The sequence below is a fragment of the Bradyrhizobium sp. USDA 4516 genome (genome assembly GCF_054055915.1).
In genome coordinates this window covers 6,998,678-7,014,398 of the sequence record NZ_JBSRXT010000001.1, presented here as the reverse complement: position 1 = coordinate 7,014,398, position 15,721 = coordinate 6,998,678, and the positions used below count along the sequence as shown (strand labels likewise).

Annotated in this window: 17 protein-coding genes and 1 pseudogene; 7 read left to right on the top strand and 11 right to left on the bottom strand. The window is 65.1% G+C overall.

Annotated features, from left to right (window positions below; genetic code table 11):
• Nucleotides 1-142: 142 nt before the first annotated feature.
• Entirely contained in the window at nucleotides 143-1,696 is a 1,554-nt protein-coding gene (locus tag ACVI1L_RS31980; protein WP_141342296.1) for a winged helix-turn-helix domain-containing protein, read from the top strand.
• Nucleotides 1,697-1,732: 36 nt separating this feature from the next.
• On the opposite strand, the gene ACVI1L_RS31975 is transcribed toward ACVI1L_RS31980, so the two are convergent.
• Nucleotides 1,733-2,497: an SDR family NAD(P)-dependent oxidoreductase gene (locus tag ACVI1L_RS31975; protein ID WP_456784712.1), complete on the bottom strand. Its 765-nt coding sequence runs from the start codon at nucleotides 2,495-2,497 to the stop codon at nucleotides 1,733-1,735.
• Between the two features lie 42 nt (nucleotides 2,498-2,539).
• On the opposite strand from ACVI1L_RS31975, the pseudogene ACVI1L_RS31970 reads away from it, so the two are divergent.
• Nucleotides 2,540-3,398 (top strand): annotated as a pseudogene (locus ACVI1L_RS31970) (LysR substrate-binding domain-containing protein).
• A gap of 156 nt (nucleotides 3,399-3,554) precedes the next feature.
• On the opposite strand, the gene ACVI1L_RS31965 reads toward ACVI1L_RS31970, so the two are convergent.
• Nucleotides 3,555-4,196 (bottom strand): glutathione S-transferase family protein, encoded by a 642-nt coding sequence (locus ACVI1L_RS31965; RefSeq protein WP_456784711.1) that lies wholly within the window; start codon nucleotides 4,194-4,196, stop codon nucleotides 3,555-3,557.
• A gap of 411 nt (nucleotides 4,197-4,607) precedes the next feature.
• Entirely contained in the window at nucleotides 4,608-5,936 is a 1,329-nt protein-coding gene (locus ACVI1L_RS31960) for a dicarboxylate/amino acid:cation symporter (protein ID WP_076831866.1), read from the bottom strand.
• Nucleotides 5,937-6,076: 140 nt separating this feature from the next.
• Here ACVI1L_RS31960 and ACVI1L_RS31955 point away from each other — a divergent pair, with 140 nt between their 5' ends.
• Nucleotides 6,077-6,235 carry a DUF5993 family protein gene (locus ACVI1L_RS31955; protein ID WP_016842788.1) on the top strand — a complete coding sequence of 53 codons (159 nt, stop codon included), beginning with the start codon at nucleotides 6,077-6,079 and terminating at the stop codon, nucleotides 6,233-6,235.
• A gap of 8 nt (nucleotides 6,236-6,243) precedes the next feature.
• On the top strand, nucleotides 6,244-6,789 hold the full coding sequence (locus ACVI1L_RS31950) for a disulfide bond formation protein B (RefSeq protein WP_456784710.1): 546 nt from the start codon (nucleotides 6,244-6,246) through the stop codon (nucleotides 6,787-6,789).
• 5 nt (nucleotides 6,790-6,794) lie between these two features.
• On the opposite strand, the gene ACVI1L_RS31945 is transcribed toward ACVI1L_RS31950, so the two are convergent.
• The gene (locus ACVI1L_RS31945; protein ID WP_168855628.1) at nucleotides 6,795-7,499 is read right to left on the bottom strand and encodes a glutathione S-transferase family protein; all 705 of its coding nucleotides are present in this window, start codon (nucleotides 7,497-7,499) and stop codon (nucleotides 6,795-6,797) included.
• Nucleotides 7,500-7,578: 79 nt separating this feature from the next.
• Here ACVI1L_RS31945 and ACVI1L_RS31940 point away from each other — a divergent pair, with 79 nt between their 5' ends.
• Nucleotides 7,579-8,460 carry an SDR family oxidoreductase gene (locus ACVI1L_RS31940; protein WP_141342291.1) on the top strand — a complete coding sequence of 294 codons (882 nt, stop codon included), beginning with the start codon at nucleotides 7,579-7,581 and terminating at the stop codon, nucleotides 8,458-8,460.
• 32 nt (nucleotides 8,461-8,492) lie between these two features.
• Here the strand turns inward: ACVI1L_RS31940 and ACVI1L_RS31935 are convergent, their stop codons facing one another.
• Together ACVI1L_RS31935 and ACVI1L_RS31930 are read right to left on the bottom strand one after the other, a co-directional pair.
• Nucleotides 8,493-8,837, bottom strand: a complete 345-nt coding sequence (locus tag ACVI1L_RS31935; protein WP_026192671.1) for a Lin0512 family protein — start codon at nucleotides 8,835-8,837, stop codon at nucleotides 8,493-8,495.
• Between the two features lie 62 nt (nucleotides 8,838-8,899).
• Nucleotides 8,900-10,096, bottom strand: a complete 1,197-nt coding sequence (locus ACVI1L_RS31930; RefSeq protein WP_456785638.1) for an MFS transporter — start codon at nucleotides 10,094-10,096, stop codon at nucleotides 8,900-8,902.
• 117 nt (nucleotides 10,097-10,213) lie between these two features.
• Between ACVI1L_RS31930 and ACVI1L_RS31925 the strand changes: the two genes are divergently transcribed.
• The gene (locus ACVI1L_RS31925; protein ID WP_456784709.1) at nucleotides 10,214-11,155 is read left to right on the top strand and encodes a LysR family transcriptional regulator; all 942 of its coding nucleotides are present in this window, start codon (nucleotides 10,214-10,216) and stop codon (nucleotides 11,153-11,155) included.
• A gap of 48 nt (nucleotides 11,156-11,203) precedes the next feature.
• Here the strand turns inward: ACVI1L_RS31925 and ACVI1L_RS31920 are convergent, their stop codons facing one another.
• The 5 genes from ACVI1L_RS31920 to ACVI1L_RS31900 form a co-directional block, all read right to left on the bottom strand.
• Nucleotides 11,204-11,908 carry a PA1136 family autoinducer-binding transcriptional regulator gene (locus ACVI1L_RS31920; RefSeq protein WP_141342288.1) on the bottom strand — a complete coding sequence of 235 codons (705 nt, stop codon included), beginning with the start codon at nucleotides 11,906-11,908 and terminating at the stop codon, nucleotides 11,204-11,206.
• A gap of 155 nt (nucleotides 11,909-12,063) precedes the next feature.
• Nucleotides 12,064-12,939 (bottom strand): glyoxalase III HchA, encoded by an 876-nt coding sequence (gene hchA / locus ACVI1L_RS31915; protein WP_076832194.1) that lies wholly within the window; start codon nucleotides 12,937-12,939, stop codon nucleotides 12,064-12,066.
• Nucleotides 12,940-13,039: 100 nt separating this feature from the next.
• Entirely contained in the window at nucleotides 13,040-13,735 is a 696-nt protein-coding gene (locus tag ACVI1L_RS31910; protein WP_456784708.1) for a GNAT family N-acetyltransferase, read from the bottom strand.
• A 123-nt stretch (nucleotides 13,736-13,858) separates the two neighbouring features.
• Nucleotides 13,859-14,503 (bottom strand): O-methyltransferase, encoded by a 645-nt coding sequence (locus tag ACVI1L_RS31905; RefSeq protein WP_456784707.1) that lies wholly within the window; start codon nucleotides 14,501-14,503, stop codon nucleotides 13,859-13,861.
• 26 nt (nucleotides 14,504-14,529) lie between these two features.
• Nucleotides 14,530-15,162 carry a PadR family transcriptional regulator gene (locus ACVI1L_RS31900; protein WP_456784706.1) on the bottom strand — a complete coding sequence of 211 codons (633 nt, stop codon included), beginning with the start codon at nucleotides 15,160-15,162 and terminating at the stop codon, nucleotides 14,530-14,532.
• Nucleotides 15,163-15,354: 192 nt separating this feature from the next.
• Between ACVI1L_RS31900 and ACVI1L_RS31895 the strand changes: the two genes are divergently transcribed.
• On the top strand, nucleotides 15,355-15,708 hold the full coding sequence (locus ACVI1L_RS31895; protein ID WP_057019824.1) for an MmcQ/YjbR family DNA-binding protein: 354 nt from the start codon (nucleotides 15,355-15,357) through the stop codon (nucleotides 15,706-15,708).
• Nucleotides 15,709-15,721 lie beyond the last annotated feature (13 nt).

Genomic DNA, 15,721 nt, shown 5'->3' with positions numbered 1-15,721 from the left:
TCGGGATTGAATATTGCAGAGACCGCCCCCGTCCGCTTTCAGAGGACGTGGATTTGTCCTTCAGAGCGTCGTGATTTTGGCTTCACCCAGCCTGTGCTAGGTTCCGCCACGAACTCAGCCGCCGGCCGCCGGACTCTTCGATTTGACTTACCATTTCAACGACTTGACCCTCGATTCCGAGCGCCGTGAGCTGCGCCGCGGCGATGCTCTGGTGGCCGTCGAGCCGCAGGTCTTCGACCTCATCGAGTTCCTGATCCGCGCCCGCGATCGGGTGGTCAGCCGCGACGAGGTGCTGGCCGCCGTCTGGCACGGCCGGATCGTCTCGGAAGCGACGCTGAGCAGCCGGATCAACGCCGCGCGGACGGCGATCGGCGACAATGGCGAGGAGCAGCGGCTGATCCGCACCCTGCCCCGCAAGGGTCTCCGCTTTGTCGGCGATGTCCGCGAGGTCACCGCGCACGATCGCCCTGTTGCAGACAATGCCAGCCCGCCGCGGCCGAGCGAGGGTCCGTCGATCGCGGTGCTGCCCTTCACCAATATGAGCGGCGATCCCGAGCAGGATTATTTCGCCGACGGCATCGCCGAGGACATCACCACCGCGCTGGCGCGTTGCAGCCGCCTCACGGTGATCGCGCGCAACTCCGCCTTCACCTACAAAGGCAAGGCGGTCGACATCCGCCAGGTCGGCCGCGATCTCGGCGTCGGCTATGTGCTCGAAGGCAGCGTCCGCCGCGGCGGCGATCGGTTGCGGATCACCGGGCAGTTGATCGACGCCAGCTCTGGCGCGCATCTGTGGGCCGACCGCTTCGACGGCGCGGCCGCCGACGTGTTCGACCTGCAGGACCGCATCACCGAGAACGTGGTCGGCGCGATCGAGCCGACCCTGCTCGTCGCGGAAGCCGAACGGCTGCGGGCAGCGCCGCCCGACAGGCTCGACGCCTACGACCTGCTGCTGCGCGCCTACAGCCTGCGTTACGAGTTCACGCCCGAGAGCATGGAAGCGGCGCTCGATTGCCTCGACCAGGCGCTGGCGCTCGACCCCGCCTACGCGCCCGCACTGGCGGCCTCCGCCTATTGTCATGCGATGCGCCATGTCCAGGGCTGGCTGAAGCTGAACGATGCCTACCGCGAACGCGCGGTCGCGCAGGCTTGGCGCGCGGTCGAGCTGGCGCCCGGTGACCCGCAGGTGTTGTGGATGGCGGCGTTCGCGATCTGGAACATGGCCGACGAGATTGAGCCTGCGCGCGACCTGTTCGAGCGGTCGCTTGCGATCAATCCGAACTCGGCGATGGCGCTCGTGCTCGGCGGCTGGATAGAGGCGATGCGCGGTAATCAGAAAGCCGGCCGCGCCATGATCGAGCGCGCGCAACGGCTGAACCCGCGCGACCCGCGCGGCTGGTTCGCCGCCGCGGCGCTGGCGATCTGCGCAGTGCTCGACCGGAATTTTGCCGAAGCAGTGATGTGGGCCGACAAGGCGCTGGCGCAGAACCGCCGCTTCGCGGTGGCGCTGCGCGTCCTGATCGTGGCGCTGGTCAGGACCGGCGACACCGCACGCGCGGCCCAGATCGCGCGCGAGCTGCTCAAGGTCGACCCGGAGTTCACGATCTCCGGCTTCCTGTCGCGGATTCCCTTTCCGGTGGAAGCGATGTCCGCGACCTATCGCGAGACGCTGAAGGCGGCCGGCGTCCCGGACTGATGCTGCTCTGGCGGCGCGACGTCATTCACCCGCTGGTCAGGCCAAAATACCTCCATCGACCACCAAGGCATGGCCGACCACAAAGCTTGCCGCCGAACCGCATAACCATAGAACAGCGGCAGCGATTTCTTCAGGTTCACCAAGGCGTCCGATCGGTTCGGCTGCTACGAACGCCTTGACGATCTCTGGATCGTTGTTCCTTGTTACCCGCTTCGCCATCGGAGTATTGCCGATAATGCCCGGGCATACTGCGTTGATACCGATGCCCTTCCCGGCATAATCGAGTGCGGAGGCGCGGGTGAGACCTATCACCCCGAATTTGCTGGCGGAATAGGCGGCGCGCCCTTTGGAGCCCCTCATCCCGCCGATCGACGAGCAGTTGACGATTGCGCCGCTTCCTTGTGCGGTCATGTGGCGAAGCTCCGCCTTCATGCAGTTCCACACACCGCGCAGATTGACATCGATGATGTTGTCAAACTCGGCATCTTCCGTTTCAACCAATGGCGCAGCATCGCAGTTGATGCCCGCATTGTTGAAAGCTGCATCGAGCTTCCCGTAAGTCTCGATCGCCTGCTCGATCATTGCGTTCACCTGGCCCCGATCCGTTACATCGCAGCCGACGGCAAGGACGTCATGACCCGCGGATCGCAGTTCAGCAGCGGCAGTTTCGAGCAACGCTGTGTTGCTGTCTGCAACGACCACGGACGCGCCTGCAACACCAAATGCCCTGGCTGTCGCCAGACCAATGCCACCAGCGGCGCCGGTAACAAGCGCAACCTTTCCTTCGAAGCTCTCTACCATTGCTGACCTTTCAAAATGCTGGATCTCGTCGAATAGGCGGCGCTGCTCAGAGTGACGGAATTGGCTTACTCAGCTTGCTCAGTGTCATCACACGCGCATGCGGGTGATCCAGTATTCCAGAGACGCCGATTGTTGAGCCGAGAGGCCGCGGCGTACAACCGCACCACGCGAAGCGTTGCGCCGACTCCGGCGGGAGAGCGCCTGCTCCGAAGCGTCGGGCCGAAATTTGAGGAAATGGACGCCGAGCTGTCGGCCCTTGGCGAGTTGCGGGAGAAACCGGCCGGCAACATCCGGATCACGGCGACCGAACACGCCGCCGAAGCGATCCTGCTGCCCGCCCTGGCGAAGATGCTGCCGAATTACCCGGACATCAGTGTGGAAGTCATTGTCGACTACGGCCTCGCGAACATCGTTGCGCAGCGATACGACGCCGGTACCCGATCTGGCGAGCTGGTCGCCAAAGACATGACTGCCGTTCGCGTCGGACCGGATTTGCGGTCCGCGGTCGTGGGCGCTCCGTCATATTTTGCCAACCGAAAGAGGCCGCGCCCCCCCCCAGGATCTGACCAGCCACAACTGCCTGAACCTGCGCCTGCCGACCCATGGCGGGCTCTACGCTTGGGAATTCGAGAAGGACGGGCGCGCGCTCAACGTGCGGGTCGACGGCCAGCTCGTCTTCAACGGCGCAGGCCCGCTCCTGCAAGCGGCGTTGAACAGCTTTGGCCTCGCATACCTGATGGAGCGTAACGTGCAGCCCTACGTCTCCGACGGACGGCTCGTTCGGGTACTGTCGGATTGGTGTCCTCCATTTTCCGGATACCACCTGTACTACCCTAGCCGTCGTCAACCTTCACCGGCATTCTCGCTGCTGGTTGAAGCTCTTCGGTATCGAGGGAAGTAGGCGGCACTCCCGCTTGCGGCCGTTCGGCGATCTCGGGAGATGACCGCTTTTTCGCCGCTGTGGGGGTTGAGCGCACATCAGCGCCAGCCGCTAATGAGTACACAGCCCGGGCAGTGGACTTGTAAGCGTGGAGCCACAGCCGGCTTGAAGCGAGCACTACAATCCCGGTGATCTCGCCGCCCAAGCCTTGGTGGCCTGGCAGCTTTCCATCGCTCGCGTGTAGGCAGGGCGTGCCGTCGTGCGGGCGAGATAGTCCCGCTCGGTCGGACCTGGGACGTAGTTGCCGGTTCGCAGGCCGAGCAGGAGGGCGTAGCTCACCGAGATATCGGCAGCCGTGAATCGGTCGCCGGCGAGATAGGGGCCATCCGCGAGACGGCGGATAACCAGCCCCAGCCGGCTCTCGAAGGTCTCGAATGCCCAGCAAGTAACCCGAGCATCTCGCTCGGCTTCGGGCGCCAGTTGGCGACCGACAATGACGGCGTTCATCGGCCCGGCGAGCCCGGCCTCGCCCAGATGGAGAAATTGCAGATAGGACGCGAAGGCGGGATCATCAGGAGCGACGGCAAGCGAACCTGAGCCGTGCCGGGCGAGCAGGTACTCGAGAATCGCGATCGATTCGACCATGATCGTCTCGCCGTCCTGCAGTACCGGAATGAAGCCGGCAGGGTTGATGGCGAGGAAATCGCGATCATTCTCGACTGCGAACAGGTCGACCGGGCGCAGCCGATAAGCCAATCCCAATTCCTCGAGCAGCCAGACAACACGGAAGCCGCGACCTTCGCCATAGACGGTGAGCATAGTTGAGTGTTCCTGGATTGGGCTGGATGGACGAACTCGCAGAGGCGAACCGGTCCCGCCACGGACTATCGATGGCGCATCATGCACGCAAGGCTTGGCGCATAGTCGTCATCCTACAGTGCGGGCCCTTCCCACTTCATGAGTTCACGACCTGGGCTGCGGCCGCGAACGAGACGCGTTCTCCTCTCCCGCCTGCGACGCAGTCAGTTGCAGAGGCCCGCAGATGCCATATGCGACAGCCTTGGGACGAGCGGACACCTGCGCAATTTCGGAATATTAGAAGGGTATCCCTGAGTTGCCCGACATGTCAAGTTGCCTGCTCGAACACCGGCCGCCGCCGGCTGCTTTGCATGGGGTTGTTTTCGATATTTTGGCAGCGCCCATCCGACGGCCCCTTAACTTCATATTGCTCTAGCCTGAGCCGCCCGGCTCCAGCGCCTCGCCGAGCTCGAGCGGATGCGCCATCGTCTCGTGCAGCGCCTGCTTGTCGAGCTCGCCTTCCGACAGGCTGATCACGACGCAGGCGACGCCGTTGCCGATCAGGTTGGTGAGCGCGCGGCACTCGCTCATGAACTTGTCGATGCCGACCAGGATCGCGATCGACTGGATCGGAATATCGGGCACGATCGACAGCGTTGCGGCGAGCGTGATGAAGCCGGCGCCGGTGACGCCGGACGCGCCCTTCGAGGTGATCATGGCGATGCCCAAAATGCCGAGCTCCTGCCAGATCGTCAGATGCGTGTTGGTGGCCTGCGCCAGGAACAGCGTCGCCAGCGTCATGTAGATGTTGGTGCCGTCGAGATTGAAGCTGTAGCCGGTCGGCACCACGAGGCCGACCACCGAGCGCGAGGCGCCGAGATGCTCCATCTTCTGGATCATCTGCGGCAGCACCGTCTCCGACGACGACGTGCCGAGCACGATCAGGAGCTCGTCCTTGATATAGGCGATGAAGCGGATGATCGAGAAGCCGGCGAGCCGCGCGATGGCGCCCAGCACGATCAGCACGAACAGGATGCTGGTGAGGTAGAAGGTCGCGATCAGCGCTGCCAGATTCAGCAGCGAGCCGAGGCCGTAGGCGCCGACCGTGAAGGCCATCGCGCCGAATGCGCCGAGCGGCGCGACGCGGACGATGATCCGGATGATGCCGAAGAACATCTTGGCGGCCGTGTCGATCGCTGACGCAATCGGCTCGCCGACCTTGCCCATGAGAGCGATGGCGAAGCCCGAGAGGATCGAGATCAGCAGCACCTGCAACAGGTCGCCGCGCGCGACCGCGCCGAGATAGCTGTCCGGAATGATCGCCATCAGATGGGCAACGATGCCCTGCTCTTTGGCCTGCGTGACGTAATTGGAGACCGATTTCGGATCGATCGTGGAAGGATCGATGTTGAAGCCGTGGCCGGGCTGTAGCAGCTCGCCGACCAGAAGACCGACCGCAAGCGCCACCGTCGACACCGCCTCGAAATAGATCAGGGTCTTCAACCCGACCCGGCCGACGCGCTTGAGGTCGCCCATCGAGGAGATGCCGTGCACCACGGTGCAGAAGATGACCGGCGCGATCATCATCTTGATCAGCGCGATGAAGCCGTCGCCCAGCGGCTTCAATTCCTTGCCGAGATTCGGATAGAAATATCCGATCAGGACACCTGCCACGATCGCGATCAGCACCTGGACGTAGAGGATCTTGTACCAGGGCTGATGACGGGGATGGGCAACGGGCTTGATGGCGGCTGTGGTCATGAGGTGCCCCGGCTGGGATGAACTCAACTGGTGATGCCATCTTGGCGGAGCCGCGCGCAAGCGACAATGCCCATTCGCACCGTCGCGAGCGCACACGAATCTGTCATAGACTGCGGCCGGCTCGCATCGGGAGGCTGGGAATGGAATTCACGGCATTGTTTCTCGCCATCACCATCGCCATGCTGGTGGCCTGGCGTGGCCCGCGTCCCGTCGCGATCGGTCTGTTCGCGGTGATCCTGATCGCCTGCGTCGCGACCTTGCTGCACCACGCCACCGACCGTCTCACTTTGTCGTTCTGAGGCCGGCCATGAACGACACGCAGGCCGTCACCCTCAATGCCGTCGCGCTCTATGGGCTGGCGCTGGTACTGGCCGCCGCCTTTGCCGCGCAGCTGCTGCTCCACGAGCTGCCCTGCCCGCTCTGTCTGTTGCAGCGCATCCTGTTCGCCCTGCTGGCGATCGGGCCGATCCTCAATATCCGCTTCGGGCCGCGGCCGAGTCATTATGCGTTGTCGCTGCTCACGGCCGTCCTTGGCGCCACGGTCTCGACCCGGCAGGTGCTGCTGCACATCCTCCCCGGCGACGCCGGTTACGGTTCGGCGCTGCTCGGCTATCGTTATTATACGTGGGCGCTGATCGGATTTGTCGTCGCGATCGTGCTGCTCGCGGCGATGCTGCTGTTCGACCGCCAGTTCGAGCACCGCGCGGCGCCGGGCAGCTCGCCCGGCAGGTTCGCGCAAGGTGCGGTGTGGCTGGTGGTCGGGCTGACGGCACTGAATGTGTTCTCCACCCTGCTCGAGTGCGGCTTTGCCGCCTGTGCCGACAATCCCATCGTCTATGAGCTGCTGAAGTAGGTTGCTTAGGGCCGCTTCGGAATGTTCAATCCGCGCTCGACTGCCGGCCGCTTGAGACCGCGCTCCAGCCAGGCCGCGACGTGCGTGAACTGGTCGAACCCGACGAGCTCGCGCGCGCCGTAGAAGCCGATCAGATTGCGCACCCAGCCGAGCATCGAGATGTCGGCGATGCTGTATTCATCGTCCATGAACCACTGCCGTCCGGCGAGATGCGTCTCCATCACGCGGAGCAGGCGCTTCGACTCAGCGACGTAGCGCTGCAGCGGCCGCTTGTCCTCGTAATCCTTGCCGGCGAATTTGTGGAAGAAGCCGACCTGGCCGAACATCGGTCCGATGCCGCCCATCTGGAAATGCACCCACTGGATGGCCTGATAGCGGCGCGCGACGTCCACCGGCAACAGCTTGCCGGTCTTGTCGGCGAGATATTGCAGGATAGCGCCGGATTCGAACAATGGCAGCGGCTTGCCGCCGGGGCCGTTGGGATCGAGGATCGCCGGAATCTTGCCGTTCGGGCTCAGCGACAGGAACTCCGTCGTCTTCTGGTCATCCTTGTTGAAGTCGACGAGGTGGACCTCGTAGGGCAGCCCGATCTCCTCGAGCATGATCGAGACCTTCACGCCGTTCGGCGTCGGCAGCGAATAGAGCTGGAGGCGGTCCGGATGCTGGGCGGGCCAGCGTTTTGTGATGGGAAAGGCAGACAAGTCGGTCATGTCGACATTCTTTTGCAGGGTTGTTGTTGGACGGCTAATGTACGGAGCTCAGTGAAAGCCGCAAGGTCTGCAACCGGCCATGAACGATCAACAGACGGGCGCAACGACAGGCGCAATGCTCGGCCTCTCCGACGACGAACTCGCAACGCACCCGACCGTGTTCGCCCCCGATGCGCTCGCCGGTCGGGTGGTCGTGGTGTCCGGCGGCGCCGGCGGCATCGGCCGCGCCATCGCATGGCTGTTCGCGCGGCTCGGCGCGCATGTCGTCGTCGCAGGCCGCAATGCCGGCAGGCTCGACGCACTGGTCGATCGTCTCGTCCATCGCGGGCTCAAGGCGTCCGCGCATGTCGCCGACATCAAGGATCCCGACGCGGTCGATGCAATGTTCGAGGCGCTGTGGACCGAGCACGGCCGTGTCGATCATCTCGTCAACAGCGCCGGCGGCCAGTTCCCGCAACCCGCGATCGACGTCTCGATCAAGGGCTGGAATGCGGTCATCAACACCAACCTCAACGGCACCTGGTACATGATGCAGGCCGCGGCGCAGCGCTGGCGCGACCGCAAGCATCCCGGCAGCATCGTCAATATCGTCGTGGTCACGACGCACGGCCTCTACGGCATTGCACACTCGATCGCGGCACGCTCCGGCGTGATCGGCCTGTCGCGCGCGCTCGCGGTCGAATGGGCGCCGCTGAACATCCGCATTAACTGCATCGCGCCCGGCGCGATCGAGACCGAGGGCTGGAACGTCTACAGCGAAGCGGCGCGCGCCGCCTACCCGCGCTCCAATCCGATGATGCGCCCGGGCACGCCCTGGGACATTGCGGAGGCCGCCGTCTACCTCGCCGCGCCCTCCGGCAAGTTCATCACCGGCGAGACGCTGACCGTCGACGGCGGCGGCCAGCATTGGGGCGAGACCTGGACGACCGGCAAGCCCGACTATTTCAGAGGCGGCGAATAGCGCACGCATGCCGGTCGCCCGACGCGCTTCCCTCACTTGCCGTCGTCGAAGCTGACGATGACGGCGGCGTTCGCGATCAGGATCGGGTCGTTGCCGAGATCGGACGGAATCTCGAGCCCGCCTGCGATCGCCTTCACGGTCTTGGTGCCATAAGGCAACTCCTTCGCGACCGCTGCGGTATCGACATCTTCGGGATTCGGCACGGCGATCGTGACGTCGACGAACATGTCGTTGGCGGTCTTGCCGAGCATGCGGAAGAAGCCGAGGCTGGAATGGCGGATGGCGTCCGAGACGGCCCGCTTGGCGGCCTTGGTGGCGTCGCGGCCGTGGACGTCGACGCCCATGCCCATTTCGGTGATACAGCGCACGCGTGTCATGAAGGTTCCTGTTGTCGTTGGCGTGAGAGACCTTCACTCCTTCGGCTCCTGCGCGCGCGGCGTCAAGCCGGGTCCGTCGCCTCGCTTACGCGCTTGTGATCGCCGCGCGCCAGCATCCATGCCGCAATACCGGCAAGGATCGCCGCAGCCACCACCATGATGCAGGCCGCGCCCCAGCCCCATGCCGAGACCACGGCGCCGACCGCGATTGGACCGGTGACCTGGCCGAAATTGCTGCCCGTCATCAACAGGCCCATCATGACAGGCACCATCGCCGCCGATGGCGCCGCGGCGGGTGCGGTTGCAAGCAACGTCGCCGGGATCAGGCCGCCGATCGCGGAGAACAAAAGGCACAGCCAGAATGCGCCCCAGCCGCCGAGCACCGGCAGGAAGATTCCAAGCGCGGACGCGCCCATCACGAATGCCGCCACGGCAATCAGCAGGTTGCGGCTGACGCCGCGCGCGAGCAGATGACCGGCGGCGAGATTGCCGACGATGTTGCCGGCCAACGCACTGAGCCCGCCGGCGCCTTGGCTGGACACGCCGAGCCGCTCGGTCAGCAGGATCGGCAGGAAGCTGAACAACGCAAAGAACATCAGGCTGTAGAGCGCAAACAGCACCATCAGAAGCGCCGGGGTGCGGCGCCGCGCCAGCGCGGTGGCTTCCTGCATCAGGCCGCTCCGCGCCGGGCCGGTCCGCGATGCCACATCAGGCACAATGACGCCGGCGAGTACGAACAGCAGGGCGACAAAGGCAGCACTGGCCCACCAGATCGTGCGCCAGCCATCGAAGATCGGGCCGGCGACCAGCGCCAGCGCGATCCCGAACGGCATCACGCAGCTCCACACCGCCATGGTGACGTCGCGCGCGCTGACATCGACGACACGATCCAGCAATGCAGGAGCCGCGACCATCACCAGCAGGAAGCCGAGCCCTTCCAGCAGGCGCGACGCCAACAGCACCGCTAGCTGTGGCGCGAGCGCGCCCGAGGCTGCCCCCAGCGTGATGGCCGCGAGCCCGCACAGCAGCACCTTGCGAGCACCAACCGCGGCAATCACCACGCCCGCCGGAACGCTGCCGACAAGCCCGAGGACCGCAAAGATGCCGGCGATCGTTCCGACCGCGGCAAGGTCGATGCCGAGGCTCTGTTGCAGCATCGAGGCGGCAATCGGAACCTTGCCGACCTGCAGCGCCGCGCCGATCCCGCAACCGATCACGATGGCGACCGTGGCCCATCGCTTCGCCTCGCTCTGCTGCATCACGGCGTCTCGATCGTCATGCGTCCACTCCGCCCTGGGTCAGAGCACAGAGATAGCGTTTCCCGACCATCGACAGGAGTGATATGCTTTGCATCCGATTGATCGATTTCATAGATCATGCTCGACAACCTCACGCTCGATCAGATCCGCACCTTTGTCGCCATCGCCGAGCGCGGCAGCTTCCGCGCCGCCGCGGCCAAACTGGCGCGGGTGCAATCCGCGGTCAGCCATGCCATCGCGAACCTCGAGGCCGAACTCGGCCTGACGCTGTTCGACCGCTCCAGCCATCGCCCGGCGCTGACGGCCGAGGGCAAGGCACTGCTGGGCAACGCGCGCGACCTGCTGCTCCGTGTCGACGCGATGCGGGCGCGGGCACGCGGCCTGGGCGATGGCGTGGAATCGGAACTGTCGCTGGTGGTCGATACGCTGTTTCCGATCGCCGCCGTCGGCGCGGCGCTGACGGAAATGCGGGCGGCCTATCCGTCCGTCAGCGTGCGGCTCGCGGTCGAACCGATGGGCGGTCCGATCGCTGGCTTGACCGAACGGCGCAGCACGCTCGCGGTCACGGTCGGCGAGGATTTTCGCGATCCGCGTCTTGCGCTCGATGCGATCTGCGCGGTGCAGATCGTCGCCGTCGCCTCCGCCGGCCATCCGCTCGCGCGCCGCGGCCGCAAGAGCGTGGCGGATCTCGCCGATCATCTGCAGATCGTGCTGTCGGATCCGACCCCGCTGTCGGAGGGCCGCAGCTTCGGCGTGCTCTCGCCGCAGATCTGCCGGGTGAGCAATCAGGACACCAAGCACGCCATGATCCTGGCCGGGCTCGGCTGGGGCCGGCTGCCGCTCTGGCAGGTGGCGCGCGACCTGAAGGAGCGCCGCCTGGTGCGGGTCGAAACCGGCGCGCTCGGCCGCAACGCCGCGCTCGCGATGGAGGCCTATCTCGCCCACCGGCTCGATGAACCGCTGGGACCTGCGGCACGTGCATTTGCCGATGCATTGACGCGGATCGCTGCGGGCACGCATGCGCCGAAGATCAGGGCGAAGACGGCGAAGAAACACTGAGCCGCAGCTATCGCTCGCCCGGCCCTGTGGCGGCCGACCGCAAGCGCCTCAGTCCTCGATCTCGCCGCTGCGGATCGCAAGCCGGATGGCCTGCGCGGTCGTGGCGACGCCGAGCCGAAGCCGCGCACGCCGCAAATGGTTCTCGACTGTGCGTTCGGACAGGCCGAGCGATGCCGCGATGTCGGCCTGGCGTCGTCCCGCCGAAATCCAGCGCAACACCTCGCGCTCCCGCGGCGACAGGCTCGACGCACCGTTCGGCTCGTGCGCTTCCATCAGCCCGCGGGCGGCGCGGAAGGCCGCGGCGCCGATCATCGTCAGCGCCGCACGCGTCCGCGGCGACGCATCGATCCGCGTTCCGGCGAAGCTCATCGCGCCTTCAAGGCCGCTGCGCCCGAACACCGGAACCTGCAGCCCATGGAAACCGGGCCCGCGCGGCGTGCGCACCACGCGATACTTCTCGCCGCGCGCCGACATCACCTTGGACCAGAAAAACGCCTGGTCCACATTGAGGAAATTGCGCGTCACCGGACAATGCCGGACATAGGTCTCGGCATCGACGGTCACGCCTTTGCCGAACCAGTCGCCTTCGACCCAGTAGATCCGGTCAACCAGGTCCTCACGTGCCGGCGACGCCGAGAACATCACGAACCGGTCGTAGCCGAGCGGCACGCTCGCGGACCGCACCGCCGCCTGGATCGCGGGCAAGCTCTCGCTGCCCTCGATCGCAACCACGGCTTCGATGTAGCGGTCCATGCGGTGCCATCGTGTCGTGCGGAAGGCCGGTCGCGCGCGGCCGAGCGCGTTGAGGATTTTCCCTCAAGCGAGGTCGGCCTGCAAGGCGCGCGACATTGAGCCGCCACCGGCGGCGGGGCGAGGTTCGCCCGCCCGCAGGTTGAGCCGCCGTCCGCTCAACGCCCGCCGAGCGTATCGAGCAGAGCCTTTGCGGCTGCCTTGCCGACATTATTGGCGGCGAAGGGGCTGTCACCGGTGATCAGCTTGCGATCCTGATGGGTCTTGCCGGTGATGTCCTTGTTCAGGATCTCAACCCCGAGCGCCTGCAACTGTTCGCCGAACGCCCAGGTCAGCGCGCCCGGCATGTAGCCGATATCGGGCGTGGTCCGATCGATGGCGTCGGGAAATGCGCAGATCTTGTAGCCCTTGAAGGGATAGTCGCCCTTGGCTTCGCCGACCGCGGACGCCAGCAGCGCCGCCGGGCCATGGCAAAGCGAGATGATGTGCTTGTCGTTGTCGAGCGCCCATTTCAGGGCGGCCTTCACGTCGGTGCTTTCGGGCAAGCCGATCAGCGCACCATGGCCGCCGGGAATGAACACCGCGATGTAATCGGAATCCTTGCCGAGTTTTTTTTCGATCACGTCGGAGAGCTTCAGCGGCTGCTTCAGCCTGGCGAGATATTTCTGGTAGATGCTCTTGACCGCGTCATCCTCCTTCGGAAACGCCCAGAGCTCGAATTTGACCGGATTGCCCGACACGGTCGCGATATCGAATTCGAAGCCCGCCTTGTCGAGATGATACATCGGCAACAAGGTCTCGACGGGATGGTTGCCGGTCGAGAACATCGTGCCGTTCTGCAACAGCAGATAGCGCTCGTCCGCGGCGATCATCAGAATTTTCCAGCGGCCGCCCCTGTAGGCGTTGGGATAGTCTGCGCCGGAGAGATCCGACTTGGGCGAGGTGAATTGCCCAAGCGAATAAGGCGACGGAAAGTAAGCATTGTTCTCCGCCGGATCGGGTACGGGACGCTTGTCCTGGGATTGCTCGGACATCGAGATATCCTCTCTCATCGTGTTGCGATCCGGCAAAGGTAAGCACGAGATCCGCGATGAGGAATGAGGGATTTCCCTCAACCCACTTTGCCGCGCATCCCTACCCCTGCTTCTGCAACACCGTGATGTGCAGGCGGCGGCGAATCTCCATGCCTTGGCGGCGATAGAGCGCGATCGCCGAGACGTTGCTGGTGAAGACGTGCAGGAATGGAATTTCGCCGCGCGCCACGATCTGGCGGGCGACCGCCGACAGCAGCGCCTGCGCGTAGCCATGGCCGCGATGCTCCGGATGCACGCAGACGGCGGTTATCTCGGTGTAGTTCCCCGGCTTCATCCGTTCGCCGGTCATCGCGACCAGTTCGCCATTGATGCGGATGCCGAGAAAGCTGCCGAGCTCATGCGTCCGCACACTGAACGGGCCGGGCTTTGTCAGCTCCGTCAACGCCATCATCGCAGGAACGTCGGCAGCGCCGAGCGTGACGATCTCGACGCCGGGCACAGAATGGTCCGCGGGCACGCCGATCATCTGCTCGCCGGTCTCGGCCAGCAGCACCTTGAACTCCGGCGGCACCGGGACAGGATCGGGCGTGAACAGCACCGCGATGTCAGGTCCCGACAGCAGTGCACCGAGCGCGGCAAAGCTCCTTGGCGACATGTCGACCATGTCGGCGAAGGGTGCGATCGCGAGCGGAAAGCGCCGCGCATCGGTGCCGCCTTCCGCCAGCTCGCGTTGTCTCGTGGTCAGCGCGCTCCAGATTGGGCGATCGAGCGGATGATTGGGCGGGACTTCGGACATGCGGCGCTTCGCTCCTGATTTTCCTCGAACAGAGCAAGAAGCGCCGGCAAAATCCAGCATGGCATGGTGTGGTTGCGGCTCACAATCACGACAGCAGTCGATCAGGAGATGCAGTCCACCGGGTCAGGCCACCTTCAGGCAGAGCTCGGTGCCCCCCTTGAGCGGCAGCGTGATCGACACGAAGCCATTGTCGCGATCGCGCACGAACTCCAGGAAATCCGCCTCGGCATTGTCGTTCATGACGTAGCCGCCGACCCGAAGCTGCGGCGCGACGATCTCGATCACCTGGCGCGCCAGCGTCGGCCCCTTGTCGCCCGGCCAGCCGTCGATCAGGATGAAGTCGACGAGACCACCGAGATCGCGCAGCGTCTTGCGCGCATCGCCCTCGCGGATGTCGGCGTAGTCGGCAAGGCCGGCCTCCGCAAGATTGCGCTTCGCCGCTGCGACCTTAGCCGGCACGATCTCCGACCCGATCACGGTGCCGCCGCCATTGTCGCGCATCGCGGCGGCGAAATAGAGCGTCGACATTCCGACCGAGGTCGCGAACTCGGCGACGCGCTGGGCGCGCAGGCCGCGGCACAACAGATAGATCAGCTCGCCCTGCTCCGGGTGGATCGAGAATCCCTGCTCGGCATAGTCGTGCGGGTCGCGGCTGCCGCTCTGCGTCGGATTGCCCCTCACGGGCGCCCGGCGGGTGGCCTGCAGGCGCTCGATGACGGCGGTGACGCGGGCATCACGGATCGCGCTGTGCGGTTCGGCGTTGTACATGAAAGGTCTCCTTTGCTGCGACGGCGTCATTGCTGCAGGATCTCAGCGGCCGCGCGGTCGAGGATCTTTGCGATCCGCCGCGCCTCCGCGGCATCGCAGCCGCGCTTCTGGCGCAGCGCGCTCTTCAGCGCGTGACGGGCGCGGTGCACCTCGTCGGACGCCTCGCCGTCGAGATCGCTCACGCCGGCGAAGGCTTCGCGCACCTCCTCCATGCGGCGGCCGATCCGCGACAGCGCCTCGAGGATGGTATCCGCGGTCGTGCGGTTCTCGCCGAGATACGCCCTGCCCTGCTCGGTGATGTTGTAGAGCTTGCGCGCCGCGTCCTGGGTGACGCTGGCATGGCCGATCTCCTCGAGGAACGTCAGCGCCGGATAGATCACGCCCGGGCTCGGGCTGTAGAAGCCGTCCGACCGCTCTTCGATCCTCTTGATCAGCTCGTAGCCGTGCGCCGGCTGCTCGCCGAGCAGCGCCAGGATGACCAGTTGCAGATCCTGCGACGAAAGCCGCCGCGATCCCGGAAAATCACCGCCGCCACCCCGCCCGAAGAAGCCATGGCCGCCGCGGCCAAAGCGGTGACCGCCCCTGCCATGCCGGCCCATGGCGAAGAACCCAAACCGGAAGCCGTCATCGTCCCGGTCGCGAAACATCGATCGTCTCATTTGTGCATTCCTTACTGAAAACATATCTTACGATATATCTACAGATGGAGGGACAACAACCACATTTTCGTGAAATTTCCGAAATGGACGGCGACGACTGCTGGCCGAGGACTGGCCGGGCTCTCAGTCCGGGGCTTGCCGACCTTCATGCGGCTGGCCTATGGCTTTGAACGCCTTCCAGCCCCGCGACTCATGCGCCCCAAGACCTTCGAAGCCCATTGCCTGCGCCTGCCCGCCGCCACCAAGGTGGTGCAATGGGAAGGCACGTCGGTGTTCAAGGTCGGCGGCAAGATGTTCGCGCTGGCCGGCGGCTACATCGAGAGCACCGGCGGCTTCATGTTCAAGACCTCGAACATGGCCTATCACCTTCTGATCGAGCAGGGCCTGGCGCGGCCGGCGCCGTATCTGGCGCGCGCCAAATGGGTGCAGTTGATGGCGAACGACTCCCTGCCCGACGCTGAGCTCAAGGCCTATCTCGACCAGGCGCATGCGCTCATCGCCGGAAAGCTCACGCGGAAGTCGCGCAAGGCGCTCGGGCTCGACTGATCGCCGGAGCCGC

What these genes read in the sequence shown, in the direction of transcription:
- ACVI1L_RS31975 (WP_456784712.1), bottom strand. Translation starts at nt 2,497, where the DNA reads ATGGTAGAGAGCTTCGAAGGAAAGGTTGCGCTTGTTACCGGCGCCGCT.
- ACVI1L_RS31965 (WP_456784711.1), bottom strand. Translation starts at nt 4,196, where the DNA reads ATGCTCACCGTCTATGGCGAAGGTCGCGGCTTCCGTGTTGTCTGGCTG.
- ACVI1L_RS31960 (WP_076831866.1), bottom strand. Translation starts at nt 5,936, where the DNA reads ATGACCACAGCCGCCATCAAGCCCGTTGCCCATCCCCGTCATCAGCCC.
- ACVI1L_RS31955 (WP_016842788.1), top strand. Translation starts at nt 6,077, where the DNA reads ATGGAATTCACGGCATTGTTTCTCGCCATCACCATCGCCATGCTGGTG.
- ACVI1L_RS31950 (WP_456784710.1), top strand. Translation starts at nt 6,244, where the DNA reads ATGAACGACACGCAGGCCGTCACCCTCAATGCCGTCGCGCTCTATGGG.
- ACVI1L_RS31945 (WP_168855628.1), bottom strand. Translation starts at nt 7,499, where the DNA reads ATGACCGACTTGTCTGCCTTTCCCATCACAAAACGCTGGCCCGCCCAG.
- ACVI1L_RS31940 (WP_141342291.1), top strand. Translation starts at nt 7,579, where the DNA reads ATGAACGATCAACAGACGGGCGCAACGACAGGCGCAATGCTCGGCCTC.
- ACVI1L_RS31935 (WP_026192671.1), bottom strand. Translation starts at nt 8,837, where the DNA reads ATGACACGCGTGCGCTGTATCACCGAAATGGGCATGGGCGTCGACGTC.
- ACVI1L_RS31930 (WP_456785638.1), bottom strand. Translation starts at nt 10,096, where the DNA reads ATGCAGCAGAGCGAGGCGAAGCGATGGGCCACGGTCGCCATCGTGATC.
- ACVI1L_RS31925 (WP_456784709.1), top strand. Translation starts at nt 10,214, where the DNA reads ATGCTCGACAACCTCACGCTCGATCAGATCCGCACCTTTGTCGCCATC.
- ACVI1L_RS31920 (WP_141342288.1), bottom strand. Translation starts at nt 11,908, where the DNA reads ATGGACCGCTACATCGAAGCCGTGGTTGCGATCGAGGGCAGCGAGAGC.
- hchA (WP_076832194.1), bottom strand. Translation starts at nt 12,939, where the DNA reads ATGTCCGAGCAATCCCAGGACAAGCGTCCCGTACCCGATCCGGCGGAG.
- ACVI1L_RS31910 (WP_456784708.1), bottom strand. Translation starts at nt 13,735, where the DNA reads ATGTCCGAAGTCCCGCCCAATCATCCGCTCGATCGCCCAATCTGGAGC.
- ACVI1L_RS31905 (WP_456784707.1), bottom strand. Translation starts at nt 14,503, where the DNA reads ATGTACAACGCCGAACCGCACAGCGCGATCCGTGATGCCCGCGTCACC.
- ACVI1L_RS31900 (WP_456784706.1), bottom strand. Translation starts at nt 15,162, where the DNA reads ATGAGACGATCGATGTTTCGCGACCGGGACGATGACGGCTTCCGGTTT.
- ACVI1L_RS31895 (WP_057019824.1), top strand. Translation starts at nt 15,355, where the DNA reads ATGCGCCCCAAGACCTTCGAAGCCCATTGCCTGCGCCTGCCCGCCGCC.